This is a genomic window from Candidatus Brevundimonas colombiensis, assembly GCA_029202665.1.
Lineage (GTDB): Bacteria > Pseudomonadota > Alphaproteobacteria > Caulobacterales > Caulobacteraceae > Brevundimonas > Brevundimonas colombiensis.
The window spans coordinates 1,380,569-1,401,877 of the sequence record CP119326.1; the positions used below are offsets into that span (position 1 = coordinate 1,380,569).

The 21,309-nt window shown below is 69.4% G+C and carries 21 protein-coding genes; 12 read left to right on the forward strand and 9 right to left on the reverse strand.

Features of this window, described 5'->3' with window-relative positions; genetic code table 11:
* Positions 1-51: 51 nt before the first annotated feature.
* Together queG and P0Y50_06600 are read right to left on the reverse strand one after the other, a co-directional pair.
* Positions 52-1,170 carry a tRNA epoxyqueuosine(34) reductase QueG gene (gene queG / locus P0Y50_06595; protein WEK41272.1) on the reverse strand — a complete coding sequence of 373 codons (1,119 nt, stop codon included), beginning with the start codon at positions 1,168-1,170 and terminating at the stop codon, positions 52-54.
* Positions 1,171-1,300: 130 nt separating this feature from the next.
* On the reverse strand, positions 1,301-1,819 hold the full coding sequence (locus tag P0Y50_06600) for a DUF2239 family protein (protein ID WEK41273.1): 519 nt from the start codon (positions 1,817-1,819) through the stop codon (positions 1,301-1,303).
* 59 nt (positions 1,820-1,878) lie between these two features.
* On the opposite strand from P0Y50_06600, the gene P0Y50_06605 reads away from it, so the two are divergent.
* Positions 1,879-2,211, forward strand: coding sequence for a GIY-YIG nuclease family protein (locus P0Y50_06605; GenBank protein ID WEK41274.1), 333 nt, complete (start codon positions 1,879-1,881; stop codon positions 2,209-2,211).
* A gap of 4 nt (positions 2,212-2,215) precedes the next feature.
* Here P0Y50_06605 and P0Y50_06610 read toward each other — a convergent pair whose 3' ends face one another.
* Together P0Y50_06610 and P0Y50_06615 are read right to left on the reverse strand one after the other, a co-directional pair.
* The gene (locus P0Y50_06610; GenBank protein WEK41275.1) at positions 2,216-2,902 is read right to left on the reverse strand and encodes a glutathione S-transferase family protein; all 687 of its coding nucleotides are present in this window, start codon (positions 2,900-2,902) and stop codon (positions 2,216-2,218) included.
* A gap of 44 nt (positions 2,903-2,946) precedes the next feature.
* The gene (locus P0Y50_06615; GenBank protein WEK41276.1) at positions 2,947-3,942 is read right to left on the reverse strand and encodes a cation diffusion facilitator family transporter; all 996 of its coding nucleotides are present in this window, start codon (positions 3,940-3,942) and stop codon (positions 2,947-2,949) included.
* Between the two features lie 138 nt (positions 3,943-4,080).
* Here P0Y50_06615 and P0Y50_06620 point away from each other — a divergent pair, with 138 nt between their 5' ends.
* The 11 genes from P0Y50_06620 to P0Y50_06670 all read left to right on the forward strand — a co-directional run bounded on the left by P0Y50_06620 (position 4,081) and on the right by P0Y50_06670 (position 13,127).
* The gene (locus P0Y50_06620; protein ID WEK41277.1) at positions 4,081-4,881 is read left to right on the forward strand and encodes an undecaprenyl-diphosphate phosphatase; all 801 of its coding nucleotides are present in this window, start codon (positions 4,081-4,083) and stop codon (positions 4,879-4,881) included.
* A gap of 39 nt (positions 4,882-4,920) precedes the next feature.
* Entirely contained in the window at positions 4,921-5,820 is a 900-nt protein-coding gene (locus tag P0Y50_06625; GenBank protein WEK41278.1) for a class I SAM-dependent methyltransferase, read from the forward strand.
* A gap of 181 nt (positions 5,821-6,001) precedes the next feature.
* Positions 6,002-6,736 (forward strand): pseudouridine synthase, encoded by a 735-nt coding sequence (locus tag P0Y50_06630; protein WEK41279.1) that lies wholly within the window; start codon positions 6,002-6,004, stop codon positions 6,734-6,736.
* A 19-nt stretch (positions 6,737-6,755) separates the two neighbouring features.
* Positions 6,756-7,016, forward strand: coding sequence for a type II toxin-antitoxin system prevent-host-death family antitoxin (locus tag P0Y50_06635; GenBank protein WEK41280.1), 261 nt, complete (start codon positions 6,756-6,758; stop codon positions 7,014-7,016).
* A gap of 2 nt (positions 7,017-7,018) precedes the next feature.
* Positions 7,019-7,432: a type II toxin-antitoxin system VapC family toxin gene (locus P0Y50_06640; protein ID WEK41281.1), complete on the forward strand. Its 414-nt coding sequence runs from the start codon at positions 7,019-7,021 to the stop codon at positions 7,430-7,432.
* The gene (locus tag P0Y50_06645; GenBank protein WEK41282.1) at positions 7,429-8,070 is read left to right on the forward strand and encodes a phosphoribosylanthranilate isomerase; all 642 of its coding nucleotides are present in this window, start codon (positions 7,429-7,431) and stop codon (positions 8,068-8,070) included. Before P0Y50_06640 ends, P0Y50_06645 begins: the two co-directional genes overlap by 4 nt.
* Positions 8,071-8,102: 32 nt before the next feature.
* Positions 8,103-9,320, forward strand: a complete 1,218-nt coding sequence (gene trpB, locus P0Y50_06650) for a tryptophan synthase subunit beta (protein ID WEK41283.1) — start codon at positions 8,103-8,105, stop codon at positions 9,318-9,320.
* Positions 9,317-9,793: a hypothetical protein gene (locus P0Y50_06655; protein WEK41284.1), complete on the forward strand. Its 477-nt coding sequence runs from the start codon at positions 9,317-9,319 to the stop codon at positions 9,791-9,793. Before trpB ends, P0Y50_06655 begins: the two co-directional genes overlap by 4 nt.
* Positions 9,794-10,094: 301 nt before the next feature.
* On the forward strand, positions 10,095-10,934 hold the full coding sequence (gene trpA, locus P0Y50_06660) for a tryptophan synthase subunit alpha (GenBank protein ID WEK41285.1): 840 nt from the start codon (positions 10,095-10,097) through the stop codon (positions 10,932-10,934).
* A 10-nt stretch (positions 10,935-10,944) separates the two neighbouring features.
* A complete protein-coding gene (gene accD, locus P0Y50_06665; protein WEK41286.1) occupies positions 10,945-11,835 on the forward strand; it encodes an acetyl-CoA carboxylase, carboxyltransferase subunit beta in 891 nt (296 codons plus the stop codon).
* Between the two features lie 5 nt (positions 11,836-11,840).
* Positions 11,841-13,127, forward strand: a complete 1,287-nt coding sequence (locus tag P0Y50_06670) for a bifunctional folylpolyglutamate synthase/dihydrofolate synthase (protein ID WEK41287.1) — start codon at positions 11,841-11,843, stop codon at positions 13,125-13,127.
* 173 nt (positions 13,128-13,300) lie between these two features.
* Here P0Y50_06670 and P0Y50_06675 read toward each other — a convergent pair whose 3' ends face one another.
* The 5 genes from P0Y50_06675 to addB form a co-directional block, all read right to left on the reverse strand.
* The gene (locus P0Y50_06675; protein WEK41288.1) at positions 13,301-13,495 is read right to left on the reverse strand and encodes a hypothetical protein; all 195 of its coding nucleotides are present in this window, start codon (positions 13,493-13,495) and stop codon (positions 13,301-13,303) included.
* 51 nt (positions 13,496-13,546) lie between these two features.
* Positions 13,547-14,095 carry a hypothetical protein gene (locus tag P0Y50_06680; protein ID WEK41289.1) on the reverse strand — a complete coding sequence of 183 codons (549 nt, stop codon included), beginning with the start codon at positions 14,093-14,095 and terminating at the stop codon, positions 13,547-13,549.
* 108 nt (positions 14,096-14,203) lie between these two features.
* Complete coding sequence (gene trxA / locus P0Y50_06685; protein WEK41290.1) at positions 14,204-14,539, reverse strand: thioredoxin; 336 nt, start codon at positions 14,537-14,539, stop codon at positions 14,204-14,206.
* Between the two features lie 289 nt (positions 14,540-14,828).
* On the reverse strand, positions 14,829-18,248 hold the full coding sequence (gene addA, locus P0Y50_06690; protein WEK41291.1) for a double-strand break repair helicase AddA: 3,420 nt from the start codon (positions 18,246-18,248) through the stop codon (positions 14,829-14,831).
* On the reverse strand, positions 18,245-21,301 hold the full coding sequence (addB, locus tag P0Y50_06695) for a double-strand break repair protein AddB (protein ID WEK41292.1): 3,057 nt from the start codon (positions 21,299-21,301) through the stop codon (positions 18,245-18,247). The genes addA and addB overlap by 4 nt, the downstream gene beginning before the upstream one ends.
* Positions 21,302-21,309 lie beyond the last annotated feature (8 nt).

Here is a 21,309-nt window from a genome sequence, read left to right on the forward strand (position 1 = left end):
GGTCGCTGGTCGTCGTCAAGGCATTGAAATCGCCAGGGTTCGTTACGGCGGTTATGCGGGCTGGGGCCGTCGCCACTCCGTCAGGACCTTGGCGTCGGTCTCGGTCGTCGCGGCGGACAGAGCCGCGAACGCCTGCGCCGTCATCAGCCGCGACAAGGCCCAGACGGCGGCGCCGCGCACCAGGGGCGACGGGTCGGCCAGCAGCCCCTGGGTTGGGGCGATCAGGCTGGCGTCGCCCGAATTGCCGACGGCGTAGAGGACGTTGCGCAGGAAGCGGTCGCGGCCGATCCGCTTGACCGGGCTCTTGGTGAACAGGGCGCGGAAGGCGGCGTCGTCCAGCGCCAGGAGGTCGTGAAGCCGGGGGCTTTCGAAGGCCTCGCGTGGCAAAAGCCGGATCTCGCGGGCTTCCTGGGCGAACTTGTTCCATGGACAGACCGCCAGACAGTCGTCGCAGCCATAGATTCGCGGGCCCGTCGCGACGCGAAACTCGACCGGCCAGGGGTCGGCGAACTCAATGGTCAGATAGGACAGGCAGCGCCGGGCGTCGAGCTGGAACGGGGCGGGGAAGGCCTGGGTCGGACAGGCGTCGATACAGGCGGTGCAGCGGCCGCAGTGTTCGGTTTCGGCGTCGTCCGGCGCGATCTCGGCGGCGGTCAGGATGGTTCCCAGAAACAGCCAGTTGCCGTGGGTGCGGCTGAGCAGATTGGTGTGTTTGCCCTGCCAGCCCAGGCCCGCGCGCTGGGCCAGGGGCTTTTCCATCAGGGGGGCGGTGTCGACGAAGACCTTGATGTCGGCGCCGTTGCGGGCCGCGATCTGACCCGCCAGCTGTTTCAGCCGCCCCTTGATGACCTCGTGATAATCGTCCCCGCGCGCATAGACCGAGATGTATCCCGCAGAACGGTCGGCCAGCTGATCCAGCGGGTTCTCCTCGGGACCATAGTTCATGCCCAGGACGATGGCGGTTTTCGCCTCGTCCCACATGGCTGTGGGGTGCTGGCGGCGATCCAGCGTCGTCTGCATCCATTCCATGTCGCCATGCCGGCCCTCGTCCACGAAATGGCGCAGCCGCTCGCCCGCCGGCCAGGCGTCGGCCGCCGAGGCGAAGCGGCAGACATCGAAGCCCAGCTCGGCCGCGCGCTGGCGGATGAAGGTTTTCAGGCGGTCGGACACGGGGCGGGGGATAGCATTAAGTCTCCGCCCTGCGGAGCGGGGAGGTGGCGCGGCGCGTCTTCGCGCCGTGACGGAGGGGCCGTCCCCGCATCGCAGGCGTCCGGGGGACTTCAAGAGTCCCTCCACCACGCTACGCGCCGTCGAACAGTTCGAGAATCTGCGCCCGGACATCCGTGGGCCAGGGCGCGATCAGGGCGATCAGGCGCGCACGGTCGGCGGCGAACAGGGCGCGGCTGGCCTCTTCGAAGTCGGGGGCGTCGCCGGCCATTTCGACCATGAAGCCATAGGCGGCCTCCGTGCGGCGGCGACGGTCATCGTCGGCTGAGCCGGTCTTTCGCGCCTGGTCCACCAGACGGCGCAGGGCGGCCGAGGCGCCGCCCGGCTGGGTCGCCAGCCAGTCCCAATGCCGGGGCAGCAGGGTCACTTCGCGGGCGGCGACGCCCAGGCGCGGGCGGCCGCGTCGCGGCGGGGGCGCAGGCCGCAGATCGAGATCGACCGGACGGCCGGTCGCCAGGTCGAAGACACGCAGCATCGCCTGGGGCGAGGCCGACAGGGCGGCCTGGAAGGCGCCTGATACGACCGTCTCCGACCCCTTGGCGATCCGATCCGAGCCATCGAACAGGACCAGTTCGCGAATTTCGTCGCCCATATATTTACCCGGATAAATTTAACGCCTATGATAATACCCGGATATTAAGGAAAACCGCCATGACCACAAGCCGCAAGGCCCTGATCGCCGAATACAAGGAGCGACCGACCATCGCCGGCATCTATGCCGTGATCTGCAGCGCGACGGGCCAGGTCTGGGTCGGCAAGAGCCGCCACATCGACACCGAACAGAACGGTCTTTGGTTCGCGTTGCGCCATGGCGGCAGCCCGTATCGGTCGCTTCAGGCGGCGTGGACGGCGCACGGGCCCGAGGATTTCAGGTTCGAGCAGCTGGACCGTCTGCCAGAGGATATCTCGGACCTGAGACGCAAGGACGAACTGGCGGGGCGCGCCAAACTGTGGATCGCGCGGCTGGGCGCGGAGGCGCTCTAGCGTCTCAGAAATCCAGATCCGCATACCACCCCGAGGGCGGCACGCCGACGAAGCGGTCAGCCAGCAGGGGGCGGAAGCAGGGGCGGGATTTCAGCTTGGAATACCAGGTCTTCAGCGCGGGCCAGGACTTCCACTGGATCTCGCCGAAATAGTCCAGCACCGACAGGTGGGCGGCGGCGATCAGATCGGCCTGCGACAGGCGGCGGCCGGCCAGCCAGTCGCGCGCGGCCACCAGGTCCTCCAGCATGGCCAGGTGGGACTTCAGGGCGTCGCGGCCGTCGCGCAGGGCGCGGGCCTCGGGCGGGCCCAGCTTGAGCAGGGGCTTCTCCATCCGCTCGTGCAGCAGGACGGCGTCGACGTCATCGGTGAAGCGACGCTCGAACCAGCCGGTCAGGCGCCGCGCCTCGGCCCGTTCGGCGGCGTCGGCGGGCAGCAGCAGCGGCCCCTTCTGCTGATCCTCGATCCAGCCCAGGACGGCGGGCAGTTCGCACAGGGTCAGGGGGCGGCCCCGGTCGGTCGTCTGCACCACGGGCGGCAGGCCCGAGGGGTTGAAGTCGTTGACCGGGCAGTCCTCTTCCCACGGCCGGACGGGCGTGTCGGTCCAGTCGATCCGCGCCTCGCCCAGCGCCAGACGCGCGGCGCGCGAGGCGGGCTGGAAGGCGAAGTGGAAGAGAACGCAAGGATCGGCCATCACGGCTTGATGCGCCCAGACCCGTTAAATCGCCGTTTACCGCTTCAGGACCACGGGCCCTTGGCGACCGGCGCGGCCGGGGACGCTTCGGAGGGCTCCGGCGACGGCGGGCGGGTCGGATCGACGGGAGCGGACGCGGGGGGCAGAGGGTGGCCGCGCGGATCAGCGTGGATCAGGATGTCGGCATCGGGGAACCGCGCCAGAACCCGGCGCTCGGCCTCGACCACGATGGCGTGGGCGGCGTCCAGCGTCAGGTCGCCGTCCAGATCGACGTGCATCTGGATCATCATCACCGGGCCGACCATGCGGGTGCGAAGCTGATGAACCCCGGTGACGCGGGGGTCGGCCAACACGGCCTGGGTGACGGCGGCGCGGTCGGTCTGGGGCGCGGCGCGGTCCAGCAGGTGGTCGGCGGCGGCCCGCAACATGCCGGTCGCGCCCCAGAACAGCCAGACCGCGACGACGATCCCGGCCGCCGCATCCAGACCCGGCGCGCCAAGGAAGGCGCCGGACGCCACCCCGATCAGCACCACGGCGTTGGCCGCCAGGTCGGCGGCGTAGTGGGCGCGGTCCCCGGCGACGGCCAGGGAGCCGGTCTTCTTCAGGGCCTGGGTCTGCATCCACACCAGCCAGCCGGTGATGACAATGGCCGCGATCATGACCCCGACGGCCCAGGCGCCGGCGGTGACCGGGCGCGGGTCGAAGATGCGCTGAAGCCCCTCCCAGCCGATGAAGACGGCCGAGGCGAACACCAGCCCGGCCTGGACCAGGGCGGCCAGGGCCTCGCCCTTGCCGTGGCCGTAGCGGTGATCCTCGTCCGGCGGGGCGGCGGCCCAGCGCACGGCGAAGAAGGTGGTCAGGGACGCCGCCAGATCCAGCGCCGAATCCGCCAGGCTGGCCAGGATGGAGACCGAGCCGGAGGCGCCCAGGGCGAAGGCCTTCAGCGCGATCAGCACCACCGCGACCCCGACCGACAGCCGGGTGATGCGCCGCGTGGCGAGATGGGCGTCTTCGAGGGGGGCGGGGGCGGGCGTCGTCATTGTCGGCTTCTTTTCGCGCAATCGTGGCGGAAAGCCAACCGCTGGCCCAAACGGGTCGTTCCGTCCAAACCGATCATGCTCTAAGGGGAAATCATTCGGGCGCGCGGCGTTCCGGGCGCATCCGTTTTCGAGGGCCTTATGGCTGACTGGCTTGCAGCGATCATCCTGGGTCTGGTCGAGGGGCTGACCGAGTTCATACCCGTGTCCTCCACCGGCCATATGCTGCTGCTGGGCCATTTCATGGGCTTCGAAAGCGCGGGCAAGACCTTCGAGATCGTGATCCAGCTGGGCGCCCTGCTGGCCATCATCAGCGTCTATTTCAAACGGCTGTGGGCGCTGGCGACGCGCTGGCCGTTCGATCCGGAGGCGCGGCGTTTCCTGATCGGGCTGCTGGTCGCGTTTGCGCCCGCCGTGGTGATCGGCTTCCTGGCCTATGACTTCATCAAGACCGTGCTGTTCGAGACGCCGGTCGTCATCTGCATCGCCCTGATCGTCGGGGGGGTGATCCTGCTGGCGCTGGACCGGATGGACAAGCGGCCCCAGTGGCTGAACGCCGAGACCTATCCGATGCGGGTCTATTTCCTGATCGGCCTGTTCCAGTGCCTGGCCATGATCCCCGGGGTGTCGCGATCCGGCGCCACCATAGCGGGCGGCCTGCTGCTGAAGACGGACAAGCGTTCGGCGGCCGAGTTCAGCTTCTTCCTGGCGCTTCCGACCATGGGGGCGGCGGTCGCCTATGACCTGCTGAAGAACCACAAGACCCTGGATTTCAGCGACATCGGCCTGATCGCCATCGGCTTTGTCGTGGCCTTCCTCTCAGCGCTGGCGGTGGTGCGGTTCCTGCTGGACTTCGTGTCCAGGCGCGGGTTCGGCGTCTTCGCCTGGTGGCGGATCGCGGTCGGGGTGGTCGGTCTGGTCCTGCTGCAGATGGGGTTCTGAAGACTGGCCCGCGCCGCCTTGCGGCGTTAAGGGGCGGGCATGACCACGCTTCTCTATGGCCGCCCGCCGGTCGTCTTCGATCCGCCCGGCGATGCGACCCAGACCTCGCCGCTGATTCCTGATTCCGCCGCGCTGGAGGTCCAGCCTGTCGGTTCGGCCGACAGCATCATGATCTACGCCCCGCCCGGCGTGCTTGAGCGGCGCTATGTCCTGGCCCTGGCGCTGAAGGCGCTCAAAGTCGGCGGGCGGCTGGACGTGATGGCGCCCAAAGACAAGGGCGGTTCGCGCCTGGGCAAGGAGTTGAAGGCGTTCGGGGTGGAGGTCGCCGAAACGGCCAAGGCCCACCACCGCCGCTGCACCGTCATCCGGCCCGAGACGGTCGAGGGGATCGAGGCGGCCATCGCCGCGGGCGGGCCGCAGAGGGTGGCGGGTCTGGACGCCTGGTCCCAGCCCGGAATCTTCGCCTGGGACCGGATCGATCCGGGTTCGGCGCTGCTGGCCGAACATCTGCCGCCGATGAAGGGCGAGGGGGTCGATCTGGGCTGCGGCTATGGCGCGCTGGCGACCGTGGTGCTGCGTTCGCCGGCGGTGACGAAGCTGAAGCTGGTCGATCTGGACCGCCGCGCCATCCGGGCCGCGCGCGAGAACATCACCGACGACCGGGCCAAGGTCTGGTGGTCGGACGCCCGCACGCTGGAGGCCAGGGGCGACAAGGATTTCGTGGTCTCCAACCCGCCCTTCCACGATGGCGGCGCCGAGGATCGTCGGCTGGGCCAGGCCTTTATCAGGAAGGCCGCCGAACTGCTGAAGAAGGGCGGCGTCGCCTGGATCGTCGCCAACCGGCACCTGCCCTATGAGGCGGAGCTGGACGCGGCGTTCAAGCGCGTGCGGCTGGTCGCGGAAGCGGGCGGATACAAGCTGTTCGAGGCGGTGAAGTGAGTTTCCTTTCGGCCTCGTCATCCTCCGGCAAGCCGCTTGCGGCGCAGACCGGGGGACCCAGCGGCGCCGAAGGCGAAATCCATCCGCCGCACGATGTTCAAGAACCGGGCGCGCGACAGGTTCGCGCTCGCGCGCGCCGCTGGGTCCCCCGGTCGCTTCGCGCCGGAGGATGACGAAAGCTATGGCGAAAACCCCAACATCCCGCGTCGACCGTCTGCTGGGGTCGATGGGCTATGGCTCGCGGGCCGAGATGGCGCGGATGGCGCGGGCGGGCGGCATCGTGCTGGACGGCGCGGACCTGACGGATGTGTCGAAACGCATTCCGGTGACGCCCGACCTGCCCGGCCGGATGGAGATCGACGGAGAGCCGCTGGACCCTGTGCCGGGGCTGGTCCTGATGCTGAACAAGCCGCTGGGCATGACCTGTTCGCACAAGGAAGAGGGGGCGCTGGTCTATGACATCCTGCCCGACCGCTGGCGTCGGCGCGATCCGGCCATCTCGACCATCGGGCGGCTGGACAAGCAGACGACGGGCCTGTTGCTGCTGACCGACGACGGCGACCTGCTGCACCGGGTCATCAGCCCCAAACGCCATGTGGCCAAGGTCTATCGCGCCGGCCTGGCGCGGCCGCTGACCGGGACCGAAGGCGATCTGTTCGCCGCCGGAGACCTGGTGCTGGAGGGCGAGGACAAGCCCCTGGCGCCGGCCCGGCTGGAGGTCGTGACGCCGACCGAGGCCCTGCTGACCGTAACCGAAGGCCGCTATCATCAGGTGCGGCGGATGTTCGCCGCCGTCGGCAACCACGTCGAGACCCTGCATCGCGAGCGGATGGGCGGGCTGGTTTTGCCGCCCGATCTGGCGCCCGGCGAATGGCGGCTGCTGAACCCCGAAGAGATCGCGTCGATCTTCGGCTGATTGGACATTAGGCGGCCAGATGGCTATCTTGATGGCCATGTCCAGCTATTCCGTCGCCGAGGCCAAGAACAACCTGCCCAAGCTGCTGGATCGCATGCTGGCGGGCGAAGCCGTGACCATCACCCGGCGCGGGGTGCCCGTGGCGCGGCTGGAGCCGGCGCAAGATAGCGTTCCAGCGCCTCAAACTGTCGATCTGGATTGGTTCAGACGCGTGCGCGTAAAGCCCACAGATGGACTGAACGCTGTCGATCTGGTTCGTCAGATGCGCGACGACGACTGATCTTGGCCCTCTATCTGGATACGAGCGTCCTGGTTTCCGCCTTCGTGCAGGACGACCATTCCGAATGGGCGGCGGCGTTGCTTATCCGTCGAACGGATGTCGTGGTCAGCCGTTGGGCCGAAACAGAGTTCAGTTCGGCTCTGGGGTTGCGGGTCAGGTCCGGCGCCTTGAAGGCCGACAAGCGCGCCCAAATCGAAGACCTGTTCGATGGATGGCGCAGAGGTCGCGGGGAATGCCGCATGGACGATCAGGATTTTTCGCGCTGTCGGCTGCTGTTGCGCCAAGGGGTTCGCCTGAGGACGCCAGACGCCCTGCACCTCGCCGTGGTCTTGCGGCATGGCTGCGATATGGCGACGCTCGACAAGGATCTGGCTGCGGCCGCGCGTCTGGAAGGCGTTGAGGTCGTTTCCCTATGACCACCAAGATCAAGATTTGCGGCCTGACCACGCCGGACACGCTGGATGCGGCGTTGGACGGCGGGGCGGACTTTGTCGGCTTCGTCATGGTGAAGGCCAGTCCGCGTTACGCCGGACCGGCATTGGCGAAGCGGCTGGTTGATCGGGCGCGTGGCCGGGCCAAAACTGTGCTGCTGTTTGCGGATGGGGTCGGTCCTGAAATGGACGTTTTGGTTCACGATCTCCGACCAGACATTATCCAACTGCACGGTCGAGAGACTGCGTTAGAAATTAGCAATGCGCGGATCGACTACGATATTCCGGTGATCAAGGCGGTGGGGGTATCCGACGCAAAGGACCTGATCGGATCAGAAGCGATAGAGGCAGCGGCCGACCATCTGCTGCTGGACGCCAAGCCGCCCAAGGGGGCGGCCTACAGCGGCGGACATGGGGTGGCTTTCGACTGGACCCTGTTGGCGGACCAGGCGTTTCGTCATCCCTGGTTCCTGGCGGGTGGTCTGAACCCGGACAATGTGGCCGAGGCGCTGCGGATCACGGGCGCGCCGATGGTGGACGTCTCCTCTGGCGTCGAAAGCGCGCCGGGTGTTAAGGACGCGGGCCGGATCGCGGCCTTCATCGAGGCCGTGCGCCGGTCGTAATTCCGACGCCGCCTTGCGTGAAAGCTGACCTCGTGACCGAAACGACGCTTACGAACACCTATGCCTGGCCTGATGCGCAGGGGCGTTTCGGCCCCTATGGCGGCCGGTTCGTGGCCGAGACCCTGATGCCGCTGATCCACGAACTGGACGCGGCCTATAAGGCGGCCAAGGCAGACCCCAGTTTCCAGGCCGAGTTGGACGGCTTCCTGACCCACTATGTCGGCCGGGAAAGCCCGCTGTATTTCGCCGAACGTCTGACCGAGCATTTCGGCGGGGCGAACATCTGGCTGAAGCGCGAGGACTTGAACCACACGGGCGCGCACAAGATCAACAACTGCATGGGCCAGATTCTGCTGGCCCGGCGCATGGGCAAGACCCGCATCATCGCCGAGACCGGCGCGGGCCAGCACGGCGTGGCCTCCGCCACCGTCGCCGCGCGGTTCGGCCTGCCCTGCACCGTCTATATGGGGGCGGTGGACGTGGAGCGGCAGCAGCCGAACGTCTTCCGCATGCGCCTGTTGGGAACCGAGGTCTTTCCGGTCACGGCGGGCGCCGCGACCCTGAAGGACGCGATGAACGAGGCGATGCGCGACTGGGTCACCAATGTCGCCGACACTTATTACATCATCGGCACGGCGGCGGGTCCGCACCCCTATCCGGCCATGGTGCGCGATTTCCAGTCGGTGATCGGCAAGGAGATCAAGACCCAGTCGCGCGCCCAGATGGGCAAGTTGCCCGAAGCGGTGGTCGCCTGCATCGGCGGCGGCTCGAACGCCATCGGCGCCTTCCACCCCTTCATCGAGGACGGGGCGGTGCGCCTGATCGGCGTCGAAGCGGCGGGTCATGGGCTGGATACGCCCGATCACGCCGCGTCGCTGAAAGGCGGGCGACCCGGCGTGTTGCACGGCAACCGGACCTATCTGCTGCAGGACGACGACGGCAATATCGTCGAGGGGCATTCGATCTCGGCCGGTCTGGACTATCCGGGCATCGGGCCGGAACACGCTTGGCTGCACGACATCGGCCGGGCCGAATACCGCTCGGCGACCGACAACGAGGCGCTGGAGGCGTTTCAGCTGTGTTCGAAACTGGAAGGCATCATTCCGGCGCTGGAACCGGCCCACGCCCTGGCGCGGACCGGCGAGATCGCAAAGGAAGTCGGCAAGGGCGGCGACGTCGTCCTGCTGATGTCGGGCCGTGGCGACAAGGACATCTTCCAGGTCGCCAAACATCTGGGAGTGGAACTGTGATCCGTACTCTGATGGTTGCGGGCGCCACGCTCGTCCTGTCCGCCGCCGCCGTCCAGGCCCAGACGTCGGCCGCGCCCCCGACGCCGCCGCAGGGCGGACCGGCCGATGTCGGCCTGCTGCCCGGCGCAGAGCTTTCATCCGATTGCGGGGCGTTGAACAATCTGGCGGGCCGCGCCTGGTGCGTCACGGCCCAACTAGGCCAGATCGGCGCCCTGGCCGACGCCTATATCGCCGACCTGGCGTCCAAGGGTTGGCTGACGGCGGGCGGCGATGAGAACCGCGTCGTCCTTATCAAACGCCGCGAGGCCGGCGGCTGCGACGGGATGCAGATGGTCGCCTTCTACGACACGACCAAGACCGCCGTCGCCGAACTGCCCGCCTATCTGGGCTTCGCCACCATTCCCGGCGACGTGTGCGCCGCGCGATCGGCCGCCCCGCCATCTGTGGAGCAGGCTCCGGCGCAGCCGCGATGAACCGCATTGCCATCGTAGGTTTGATGGGACTGCTGGTTTCTTGTGCGTCACCAGCAACCGACAATTCGGTGGAAGCGGTGACTCGAATTGTCGCTCGTTCGCCTGATCTTGTTGCTTGTGGCAAGGATGGACATATCCGAACTATTGAACGTGCGTTTGTCCGCGATCTGATGGTGTGTGATCGGCACCTGATCCCATCAGCATTTGATGTCGCGCATGGCTCTCGGTGCTATCCAGTCACAGACTTCCAATGGTTCGCAGCATCTCTAAAGACGTCGCGAGAATCTTGTCAGGCAACCCAATGACCACCGCCCGTATCGATGCGCGCTTCACGGCGCTGAAGGCCCAGGGCCGTGCGGCCTTCATTCCCTATGTGATGGGGGGCGATCCGTCGCGTGAGGAGGCGCTGGCGATCCTGAAAGGCCTGCCTTCCGCCGGCGCCGACATCATCGAACTGGGCTTTCCGTTCAGCGATCCGATGGCCGAGGGGCCGCCGATCCAGAAGGCGGCGATCCGGGGTCTGGCGGCCGGTTTCGGCCTGCGTTCGACGATGGATCTGGCCAAGGAGTTCCGCAAAGGCGACGACGCCACGCCCATCGTGCTGATGGGCTATCTGAATCCGATCGAGAGCCTGGGGTATGACGCCTTCGCCGACTATGCGGCGGCGTCGGGCGTGGACGGCCTGATTGTGGTGGACTGCCCGCCGGAAGAGGCCGCGCCCCTGATCGAGGCTCTGGACAAGGTGTCGATCTCGCTGATCCGCCTGGCCACGCCGACGTCCGATGACGAGCGGTTGAAGGTGGTGGTCCAGGGCACCTCGGGCTTCGTCTATTATGTCGCCGTTGCGGGCGTGACCGGGGTCAAGGAAGCCGACGCCGATGTGGTGGCGCCCGCCGTCGCGCGGGTGCGGGCGGCCTCGGGCCTGCCGGTCGCGGTCGGCTTCGGCATCAAGACGCCGGAACGCGCCGCCGCCATCGCCAGGGTCGCGGACGCCGTGGTGGTCGGATCGGCCCTGGTCGAGGAGGTCGCCGCCGCCGTCGCTGCGAACGAACCGGCCGCGCCGCGCGTTCTGGCCCAGGTGAAGCGGCTGAGCGACGCGGTGCGATCCGTCGCTAGTGCTTCCGTGGCGGAAACCGTCTAAGAGCGCGCGGATGAACGACAAGACCAAGCCTCAGGAAAAGCGCGTCGGCTGGCTCAGCCGTTTTGCGCCCGGCGTGCGCAAGATCGTCTCGCGCCGCGACACCCCGGACAATCTGTGGGTCAAGGACCCCGACAGCGGCGAGATGCTGTATCGGTCGGATCTGGAGGCCGCCCTGTGGGTCACGCCGTCGGGCCGCCATATGCGGATCGACGCGCCGACGCGGCTGAAGGCCACCTTCGATGGCGGCGTCTATGAAACCATCGACAGCCCCGACGTGCCTGAAGACCCGCTGAAATTCTCGGACGGCAAGTCCTACAAGGACCGGCTGAACGCGGCGCGCAAGGCGGCGGGGCGCAAGGACACCATGGCCATCGGCGTCGGCCCGGTGGGCGGCCAGACGGCGGTGGTGATCGTCCAGGACTTCACCTTCATGGGCGGGTCGCTGGGCATGGCGGCGGGCGAGGCCTTCATCAAGGCCGCGCGCGAGGCCGTGGCCCGCAAGGTTCCGCTGGTCTGTTTCACCGCCGCCGGCGGCGCGCGGATGCAGGAAGGCGCCCTGTCGCTGATGCAGATGGCGCGCACCACCCTGGCCATCGAGGAGCTGAAACAGGCGAAACTGCCCTATGCTGTGGTCCTGACCGACCCGACGACCGGCGGGGTGACGGCCTCCTACGCCATGCTGGGCGACGTGCATCTGGCCGAACCCGGCGCCCTGATCGGCTTCGCCGGCCCGCGCGTGATCGAGGCCACCATCCGCGAGAAACTGCCGCCGGGCTTCCAGCGCGCCGAATATCTGCAGGAAAAGGGCATGGTCGATCGGGTCGTGGCCCGCGCCGACCTGCCGCGCACCCTGGGCCAGATCCTGTCCATGCTGATGGGCGGAAACCGCCAGGCGGCCTGACCGCCTTGGACCCGATCTCCGAGCGTCTTCGGGCGCGGCATCCGCAACGGATCGACCTGTCGCTGGATCGGATGAGGGCGCTGTGCGCGGCGCTGGGCGATCCTCAGCATCGACTGCCGCCGGTGGTGCATGTGGCGGGCACCAACGGCAAGGGATCGACCGTGGCGATGATCCGCGCCATCGCCGAGGCGGCGGGTTTGCGGGTCCACGCCTACACCTCGCCCCATCTTGTGCGGTTCAACGAGCGGATCAGGCTGGCCGGAAAACTGATCGAGGATCAGGCGCTGAACGCCATCCTGGACCGGATCGAGGCGGCGATGGCCGAGACCGGCAGCGAGGCGACGGTGTTCGAAAGCACCACCGCCGCCGCCTTCCTGGCCATGTCGGAAACGCCCGCCGACCTGGCCGTCATCGAGGTGGGCTTAGGCGGGGTTCTGGACGCGACCAATGTGATCGAGCGGCCGCTGCTGAGCGTGATCGCGCCGGTCGATTATGACCACGCCGAATTCCTGGGGACCGATCTGGCGGGCATCGCGGCGGAAAAGGCCGGGGTGCTGAAGGCCGGGGCCCCGGCGGTGATCGCGCGTCAGCGGGAAGAGGCGATGGCCGCCATCGAACGCCGCGCCGCCGACGTCCACGCGCGCCTTACGGTGCTGGGCGTGGATTTCGACGCCTGGCCCGAGCGGGGCGGCATGGCCTTCCAGACCGCCGAACTGTTCATGGACCTGCCCGCGCCGGCCCTGGCGGGCGCGCACCAGATCGACAATGCGGCCCTGGCCGTGGCGGCGGCGATCGAGCTGGACCTGCCCGAGGCCGCGATCGCCGAGGGGCTGAAGGCCGTGCGCTGGCCCGCGCGGCTGCAACGGATTTCGGCCGGTCCCTATGGCGAGGCGGCCAGGGCGGCCGAGGCCGAACTGTGGTTGGACGGGGGGCATAATCCCCATGCCGGGCGGGCGCTGGCCGCGTTTCTGGCCGAGCGTCAGGCGCGGGCGCCGCGTCCGCTGGCCCTGATCTGCGGCATGTTGGCGAACAAGGACGCGGGCGGTTTCTTCGCCGCCCTGAAGGACAGCCACGCCACCGTCTTCACCGTCGGCTTCGACGGCGCGGCGGCCGATCCTGCGGCCCTGGCCGCCGTGGCGCGCGGCCATGGCCTGGCCGCCACGCCCGTCGGATCGGTCGATGAAGCCTTGAGGCTGGCCCTGCGGTTAGGCGCCGGCCGCGTGGCCATCTGCGGCTCGCTGTATCTGGCGGGCGAGGTGCTGGGGGCCAGCCGAGAGACCTGGCCGGACTGAGCATCGCCAGACCCTCTCCCTCCCCCTGCGGGGGAGGGTGGCCGAGCATAGCGAGGTCGGGCGGGGGCGGCCGTGCAACGCTTCGCAAATCCGTAAAGCGCGCCCCTGGCGACCCGCCCACGCCCGGTCGCTGGCGCGACCACCCTCCCCGGGACGGGGAGGGCGATCGACAACTACCGCGTCATCCAGGGCTTGGATTTGCCGGCGGCGACGCGGGCGGCCTGTTCGCGCTGGAAACGGCCGCCGCGCGGGGGCTTGGGCCGGGCGTCCAGCCTGGCGGTCTTCAGGCGCAGGGCCTTCTGGACCGGGGTTTCGCCGGGGATGTCGTCGGCGTCCGCCGGCTTGATGATGGGGTCTTCGTCGCTCATGGCGGCATGCCTAGCACGGCCAGCGCAACCGCGCAGCCGCGCAGCCGATGGCTAGGGCGCAGGTGAAGTGATCTTTACGGTTTCAACCACACGGCGGAAGGTCCGCATGTCTTCATCCAACCTTGAGGGCGTACTCTCCAAATAGGCGTAATAGTTGATCCACGGCGCCCTATCTTCCCCCGTATCGCCCGACGGCGCGGGCTGAGGCCAAGCCTGGGTGGCCACTGTCGCCAAGATTGCGCCATCCGGGCGGTGTTCAAGGCAGGTCGCTGACCGATGGCCGAGGAACGCCAGATCGACGCCGCCGCGCTTGGCGCGGGCGCCTTTGCAGTCGGTTATGGCGTCAGGCGAGGTCTGGAAGGCGGCGTTATAGCTGGCCAGAACGATGACACGTCGCGTCGCACCGTTGCAGTCGCCCTCTAGCGGCAGAAACCAGCCGACCTTGTGGTCGCCCGAGACGGCGTCGCACACCGTCGCATGGGTAGGAAAACTGACATTAAAGCCATATTCCGACTGGACCCATTCGGCGGCTTGCGCACAGGCCGAAACCGGGGTGAACAACAGCAGGACGGATGCGCTCAGCGAGGCCTGTAGTTTCATCGTCTGACGGTCGCGCGATTGTGACGGGCGGTCAATCCGGTCCAAGCCAAAGAAAACGCCCGCCGGTCGGGACCGGCGGGCGATTGAATCTTCAACGGCGGCGAAGGATCAGGCGTCGGTCTTGACGCCGGCCTCGGCCAGCCATTCGACGATCTTGCCCTTGGGCATGGCGCCGACCTTCATCGAGGTCATCTGGCCGTCCTTGAACAGCATCAGGGTCGGGATGCCCTTCACGCCCAGTTTGGACGGGGTCATGGGGCTGTCGTCGATGTTGATCTTGGCCACCGTGACCTGGCCGCCCAGTTCGTCGGCGATCTGTTCCAGCGCCGGACCGATCTGTTTGCAGGGGCCGCACCATTCGGCCCAGAAATCGACCAGCACGGGGGTCGAGGCTTTCAGGACGTCGGCGTCAAAGCTTTCGTCGGTGACTTTTACAGTCGCCATGAATGGCTCCTTGGGGCGCTATCGCTCGGCCCGCGGGGCCTCGCTGCTTGAGCGCGTGTTGTGGGCTCCGGGACCAACCCCGGCGTTGGGGCAGATGTGGGAGCGAATCGCGGGCAATTCAACTCTTCCCTTCATCCGCCGTCACCCTCGGGCTCGACCCGAGGGCCGGGTCTTGATCGGGCGGTGCGTGGCCCGTTCGCATGAGCGGCGGTGCGCCCGATCCTCGGGTCGAGCCCGAGGATGACGGGGGAGGGCGAGGATGACGAGGCGAGCCTGAAGATGACGCGGGTCAGGGCGTGAGCGCCGCCTCCAGCATCGCCTGCGGGATCGGCATCAGTTGCGGGCCGTCGGTCCAGACCAGGGCGGCCTCGACCGGGCGGTCGGGATAGAGGCGTTTCAGGACGGCGACATAGACCGCCGCCTGAAGCACATAGGCCGGATCGACGGCGTCGAGGGCGGCGGGGGCGGGACGGTTGGTCTTGTAGTCCACGACCAGAACCCGTTCCGGCATGACCACCAGCCGGTCGATGCGGCCGTTGATGGCGACGCCGGGCGGCAGGTCGGGCGCGGACCCGGTCAGGGCGACCTCGGCGCGTGACCCTGTGCCGAAGACGGGGGCGAACCGGGCGTCGTCCAGCACCGAGAAGGCGGCGGCGATCATCTCGGCGCGCTGGGCCGCGTCCAGATCGGTCTCTCGCGACAACAGGCGCGCGGCCGCGTCCGCCCGGTCGGCGGGGGCGATGTCGGGCAGCCGCTCCAGCAGCCGGTGGATCAGGTCGCCGCGCCTGAACCGGCCCAGGGACGCGCCGCCGGATTCGCTGCGGGCCAGGGGCGAAGGGGCGGGGATGCGGACCTGCCCCTCCATCCGCGACGGCGAGGCGAAGCGGGCGGCGGCGTCGGCGGGCGGGGCGGCGGCGGCCCAGACGGGCAGGACGGCGGCCGATCCGGCCGGGGCGGCCGTGACCGGCCGACGTTCGGGATCGACGCCGAAGCGGCGCACGCCGTTCTCGACCTCGCGCACCCGCTCGCCCAGCCGGTCGAAGGTGTCCGCGATGATCGACCACCAGCTGCCGGCCTCGGCGCCCCGGCTGGAGGCGCGGCCCATGACGATGACCCGATCCCGCGCGCGGGTCAGGGCGACATAGAGCAGGCGCAGGGTCTCGTCGTCCGTGCGCGTCTGACGGGCGGCGCGGGCGTCGGCCGAGGCGGGGCAGTCGTCCTTTGCCGAGCCGGGGGCCATCAGCCAGGCCTCGCCTTCGTCCTCCGGGGTGACGGCGGGCATCAGGGACGGGCCCTGCGCCTTGGCCTTCATGGTCGTGTCGGGCAGGATGACGATGGGCGCCTCCAGCCCCTTGGCGCCGTGGACGGTCATGACGCGGACCTCGCCGCGCGCGCCCTCCAGCTCGCGCTTCACCTCGACGTCGGCGGCCTCCAGCTGGGCCAGACAGGTCTCCAGATCGACGGCGCCGCGGTTCTCGGCGGCCAGAACCTGGTTCAGCGTCTCGTCTATGGCCTCCTCCGCCTCGCGGCCCAGCCGGGCCAGGATGCGGGCGCGACCCGAAACCCCTGAGTCGTCCACCCGGTTCAAGACCTGGGAGAAGAAGGCGAAGGGATCGCCGCCGCGCGCGCCGATGGCGGCCTGAAGCGCGTCGCGGGCGCGGGTCCATTCGGGGCGTTCGCCGGCCCGGTCGCGCAGGTCGCGCCACAACTGGCCCGGCTTGCGGTTCTCGCGCCCGGCCAGGGCGTAGAGGCCGTCCTCGTCCACGTCGCACAGGGGGCTGCGCAGCACCTCGGCCAGGGACAGGTCGTCGTCGGGGAAGAGGGCGAACCGGGCCAGGGAGATCAGGTCGTCGAACACGACATGGCTGGACAGTTTCAGCCGGTCTGCGCCCGCGACGGGGACGCCTTCCGTCTTCAGGGCGCGGATGATCTCCTCGAAGGTCGCATCGCGGCGGCGGACCAGGACGATATAGTCGCCGTATCCCGCCGGGCGCAGGTCGCGGGTGGTGCGGTCGAAGACGGCGACGCCGCTTTCGACCTGGCGGCGGATTTCGCGGGCCAGGTCGCGGGCCAGGCGTTTTCTGGCGCTGCCGGCGCCTTCCTGATCGACCGGATCGTCCCAGGCGTCGGTCTCGGGCGCGGGCTCGTCCAGGAACAGGGGCCACAGGTCGATGGCGCCGTGCTGGCCCGTGCGCGCGGGGATGTGGCGGGCGATGTCGCCCTGCGGGCCGGTCAGGGCGCGGGTGCGGTCGGGATCGGCGAAGACGGCGTCGACGAAGGCCAGCACCTCCTCCGTCGAACGGTAGGAGGTGTTCAGTTCCGGCCCGGCGAAGGGCTCGCCCGCGCCCTCGGCCAGGGCCAGGAAGGCGCCGCTTTCCTGACGCAGCCGCTCGGGCCGGGCGCCCTGGAAGGAATAGATCGACTGTTTCTCGTCGCCGACGGCGAAGACGGTGCGGCCGGATTTCTCGCCGGAATAGAATTCGCCGGTCAGGGCGCGGACGATGGCCCATTGTTCGGGGGCGGTGTCCTGAGCCTCGTCGATCAGGACATGATCGACCCCGCCGTCCAGCTTGTACAGCACCCAGGCGGCGGCCCCGCTCCGGGTCAGCAGGGCGGCGGCGCGGGCGACCAGATCGGGGAAGTCCAGCGCCCCGCGCTGGGCCTTGGCGGTCTCGTAGAAGGCGGAGTGGGCGCGGGCCAGGGTCAGGACCTTGACCGTGTCGTCGGCGACCTTGGCCTTGCGCAGGGCGTCGCGCGTGGCGAGGAATTTGGCCTGCATGTCCAGCAGCCACCCGACCGACCCCTGCGGCGCCGACTTGGTGCCCATGCTCTTTCGCGGTTCGCCCGCCTGGGTGCAGAAGACCCCGGCCAGGGCCGCGAAACCGGCGTAGGGCGGGGCGGCCACGCTCATGGCGTCGGCGATCTTCCTGTCGTTGGCCGAGCCGGTTTCCATGGCCTCGGCCATGCGGTTCCATTCGCCGGGGTCGATGAAGGCGACGAAATCCCGCTCCAGATCCTCTGGCGCGCGGTCGCGCTCGGCGCCGGTCAGGGACCAGGGATCGGGCGCGGTTCCGGCCTCGGCCCGGTCGATATAGTCCAAGAGGTCGGCGCGGCGGGCCTCGATCATCGACAGCAGGGCCTGGAACCTCTGCCAGTCCAGTTCGACGGCGAAATGGCTGTAGGCCAGACCGATGGGACCGTCCGGGTCGGCGACGGCGGCGCGGGCCAGATCCTCGCGCGCCGAATGGCTGAGGGCGGTCGCGGCCTGGTCTTCCAGCACGGTGAAGCGGGGCGAGACCCCGGCCTCCAGCGGGAACCGACGCAGCAGTTTTTCGCAGAAGGCGTGGATGGTCTGGATCTTCAGCCCGCCGGGCGTCTCCAGCGCGCGGGCGAACAGCTTGCGGGCGCGCGAAAGGGCGGCATGGTCCATCGCCTGCGGGTCGCCGTCGTCCAGCCGGGCCAGTTCGCGCGACAGGGCCGCGTCGTCCAGCACGGCCCAGCCGCCCAGCTGGTCGAACAGCCGGGCCTGCATCTCGGCGGCGGCGGCCTTGGTGTAGGTGACGCACAGGATGGCGCCGGGATCGACCTGATCCAGCAGCAGCCGCGCCACCCGGTTGACCAGGGTGGTGGTCTTGCCCGAGCCGGCATTGGCGGTGACGAAGACGGTCAGGCGCGGGTCGGCCGCGACGGTCTGGGGGGAGATGCTCATTCGCCGTCGTCCCCGTCGCCGATGACCGACCATTCCCAGACGCGGGCCAGATGGTCGTAGTTGCCGCCCTGATTGCCCATGAACTGGGGCGCGGCCCAGGAGACGTAGGGGGTGTTTTCGTCGTCGAACCGGGCGACGCGGCGCTTCAGCCCGTCCAGCGCCGCCTGGGCCAGGTCGGCGGCTTCGAGGCCCGAGGCGCGGGTGATGACCTCGCCCGCCGTCTTGCGCCCCACCACGCGCACATAGGTCAGTTCGTCGGGCGTGACCGGGCCGTTGGTGCGTTCGAATCCGCCGTCGGCCAGGATGGCGGCGGTCAGGGTCAGTTGCGGGGCGAAGCCGGATTTGACCTGTTTGGCGGATGGCGCCGCGCCGGTCTTGAAGTCCATCACCGCCGCTCCGTCGGATGCCAGCTCGATCCGGTCGGCGAAGGCCTTGACGGTGAAGGGAGCGGCGGGGGCGTCGAAGGTCATCGTTCCCTGCTGTTCGACCAGAATGTCGATGCCGCGCGCGCGACGCCGACGCTCGAACTCGGTCAGCCAGCGGGCGCAGTTGCGGGCCAGGGGCGCCTCGCGCGCCATGGCCGCGTCCTCGAACCCGCGCGCGCCCAGTTCGCGCAGCAGATGGTCGTGCAGGATAGATTCGCAATCGTCGGGCAGGGCGTTGGGCCAGTCCAGCGTCATCCGTTCAACGGCGGCGTGGACGGCGTTGCCGCGCGCCAGCGCTTCGGCCGAGGCGCCGGGCCGCTCCATCGCCTCCAGCCCCAGCACCCACAGGGCGTAGATGGCGTAGGGGTCGCGCACCCAGCGTTCGATGCGGGTGACATACAGGCTGCGCGGGCGGCGATGGACCGGCGGGCGCGGCTCGGGCCGTTTGGCGAAGCGCGGCGGGCCGGGCGGGGGGGCGTCCAGCGCGCGGGCCCAGTCCAGCACGGTCGTCGGGCGCGACAGGGCGACGGGCGTCTCCTTCGCATCGGCGCCGCGCGTCAGCATCTCCAGCCGCCAAAGCCAGCGCGAGCGGACGGCGGGCTGGCCGCCGCGTCGTTCGCTGTGGACCAGGATCACCTCGTCGGCGCAGGCGGCCTGGACGAAGTCCTGCGCCGTCTGGCCCAGGCGGCGTTCGGGCGGCGGCAGGCCCAGTGCCTTGCGCATCGGGCGCGACAGGAAGGGATCGGTCGGGGCGGCCTGGGGCCAGACGCCTTCCTCCAGCCCGGCCAGGATCATCCGGTCGGCGCGGACCAGCCGCGCCTCTATGGCGCCCAGAATCCGCAGCGAGGGATGGGTGGCCCCGCCGGTCCGCACCACCGTCTCCTTGACCAGGGCGGCGACCAGTTCGGCCAGCTCCGCGCGCCGGACCCGGCCCAGCGACGCCCCGCCCTCGATCAGGCCGGACAACAGGCCGGCGGCGGCCTCTCCGTCCGGACCGGCCCAGGCGTTCTGGCCCGCCAGGGTCTCGATCAGCCGGGTCAGGACCGAGGCGGCGAGGTTCAGGTCGGCCGTGGGCGTAAAGACGGCGGTCGCCGCCTCGACGGCGGCTTGCAGATGGTCGACCAGTCGGGCGGCGGCGGACAGCCGGGCCTGTTTCCACTCGGGCGGGGCCTTGCCGCGCCGGTCGGGCTGGACCGCCTCCAGCAGGCGGCGATGCAGGGCGGAAAAGTCGCGCGGGCGGGGACCGCGCAGGGCGTGCTCCTCCAGCGCGGCGACCGCCGCCGCCTGAGACGCATCGCCGAGGTCGAACCGGACCAGCGGATGTTTGACCACGGCCAGCAGCAGATGCGGCTGGACCGGATCGGCGATCCAACGCGCACACAGATCGACCAGGGCGCCGGCGGGCAGGCGCGACAGGGGGCTGCCGGCCGAGGAATCCGGGATGACGCCCCAGCGTTCCAGCCGGGCAGCGACGCGGCGACCCAGGGCCTGATCCGGCGTGACGAGGGCGCAGGTCCTGCCCGTTCCATCAGGATTGGGCGTCGCCAGGGCCTCGCGCATCATCAGGGCGATGGCGGCGGCGGCCTCTTCCTCGGCGCGGACGGTCAGCAGCGACAGACCTTGCAAGCCCTCGGCGATGGGGTCGCGGGCCTCGCCGCGCACGACAGCGGCGGCGCGGATGTCGCGGATGGCGCCGCGCCAGTCGTCGGTGGCCTCGGCCGGACGCAGGGCCTCGTTGACCACCCGCTGGCGGGCCAGACCCCGCGCCTCGACGGCGGCGGATGTCGCGGGGCGGAACCAGGGACGGACGCTACCGCGCGCGATCTCGCAGCGATCCAGCAGCCGTTTCATCGCGCTCTGCGGATGCTGCTCGTCCAGCCGGTCCCAGACGTCCGCGTCCAGATCGAGGTCCAGACCGGGCAGGACAACGCAACCCAGCGGCGCCTTGGCCACCGCCTTCAGTACCTGGCCGGCGGCGGGGACGGTGCCGGTAGAACCGGCGGCGATCACGGCCTGGGTCGGAGGCGTCTGGTCCCACAGTTCGGCGAGGCGTTTCAGCAGGGTCGCGCGGCGCCAGGCCGGATCGACCAGACCCAGTTCCGCGAGCCGTCTGGGCCAGGCCTCGACCGCCAGACCCAGGAACTTCGCCGACCGTTCCCAGTGTTCGGCCATTTCGCCGTCGACCAGGGTGGCGATCCGCTCAGGGTTGGGAACCTCCTCCAGCTGGCAGGAATCGAGGAAGCCGCCCAGCGCATCGGCCAAGTCCAGCGCGCGCAGCGGCGTCAGCGCGGGATCGAACCGTTCGACGATCATCCGCGCCATCTCGAACCGGCGCGTCAGGGCGGGGATGGCGGGCGGCAGGTCCAGGCCCAGGGCGCCGGGGGTGAAGGGCGGCTCGTCCTCCTCCAGATCGCCCAGCGGACGCACCTGCGGCAGCAGAACGGGTCGGTCGCCCGACAGTTTCGACAGGGCGCCGGTGAAGGCGCGCGCGGCACGGCGATTGGGCAGCAGGATCGTCGCGTCCGACAGCGTCTCGGGCGGCAGGTCGCCCAGCCACGCCAGCACCCCCGCCGCCAGGTCTTCGAGGAAGGGCCGGTGCGCGGGGATGGCGTACCAGCGCGGGGGCATTCCTGTTT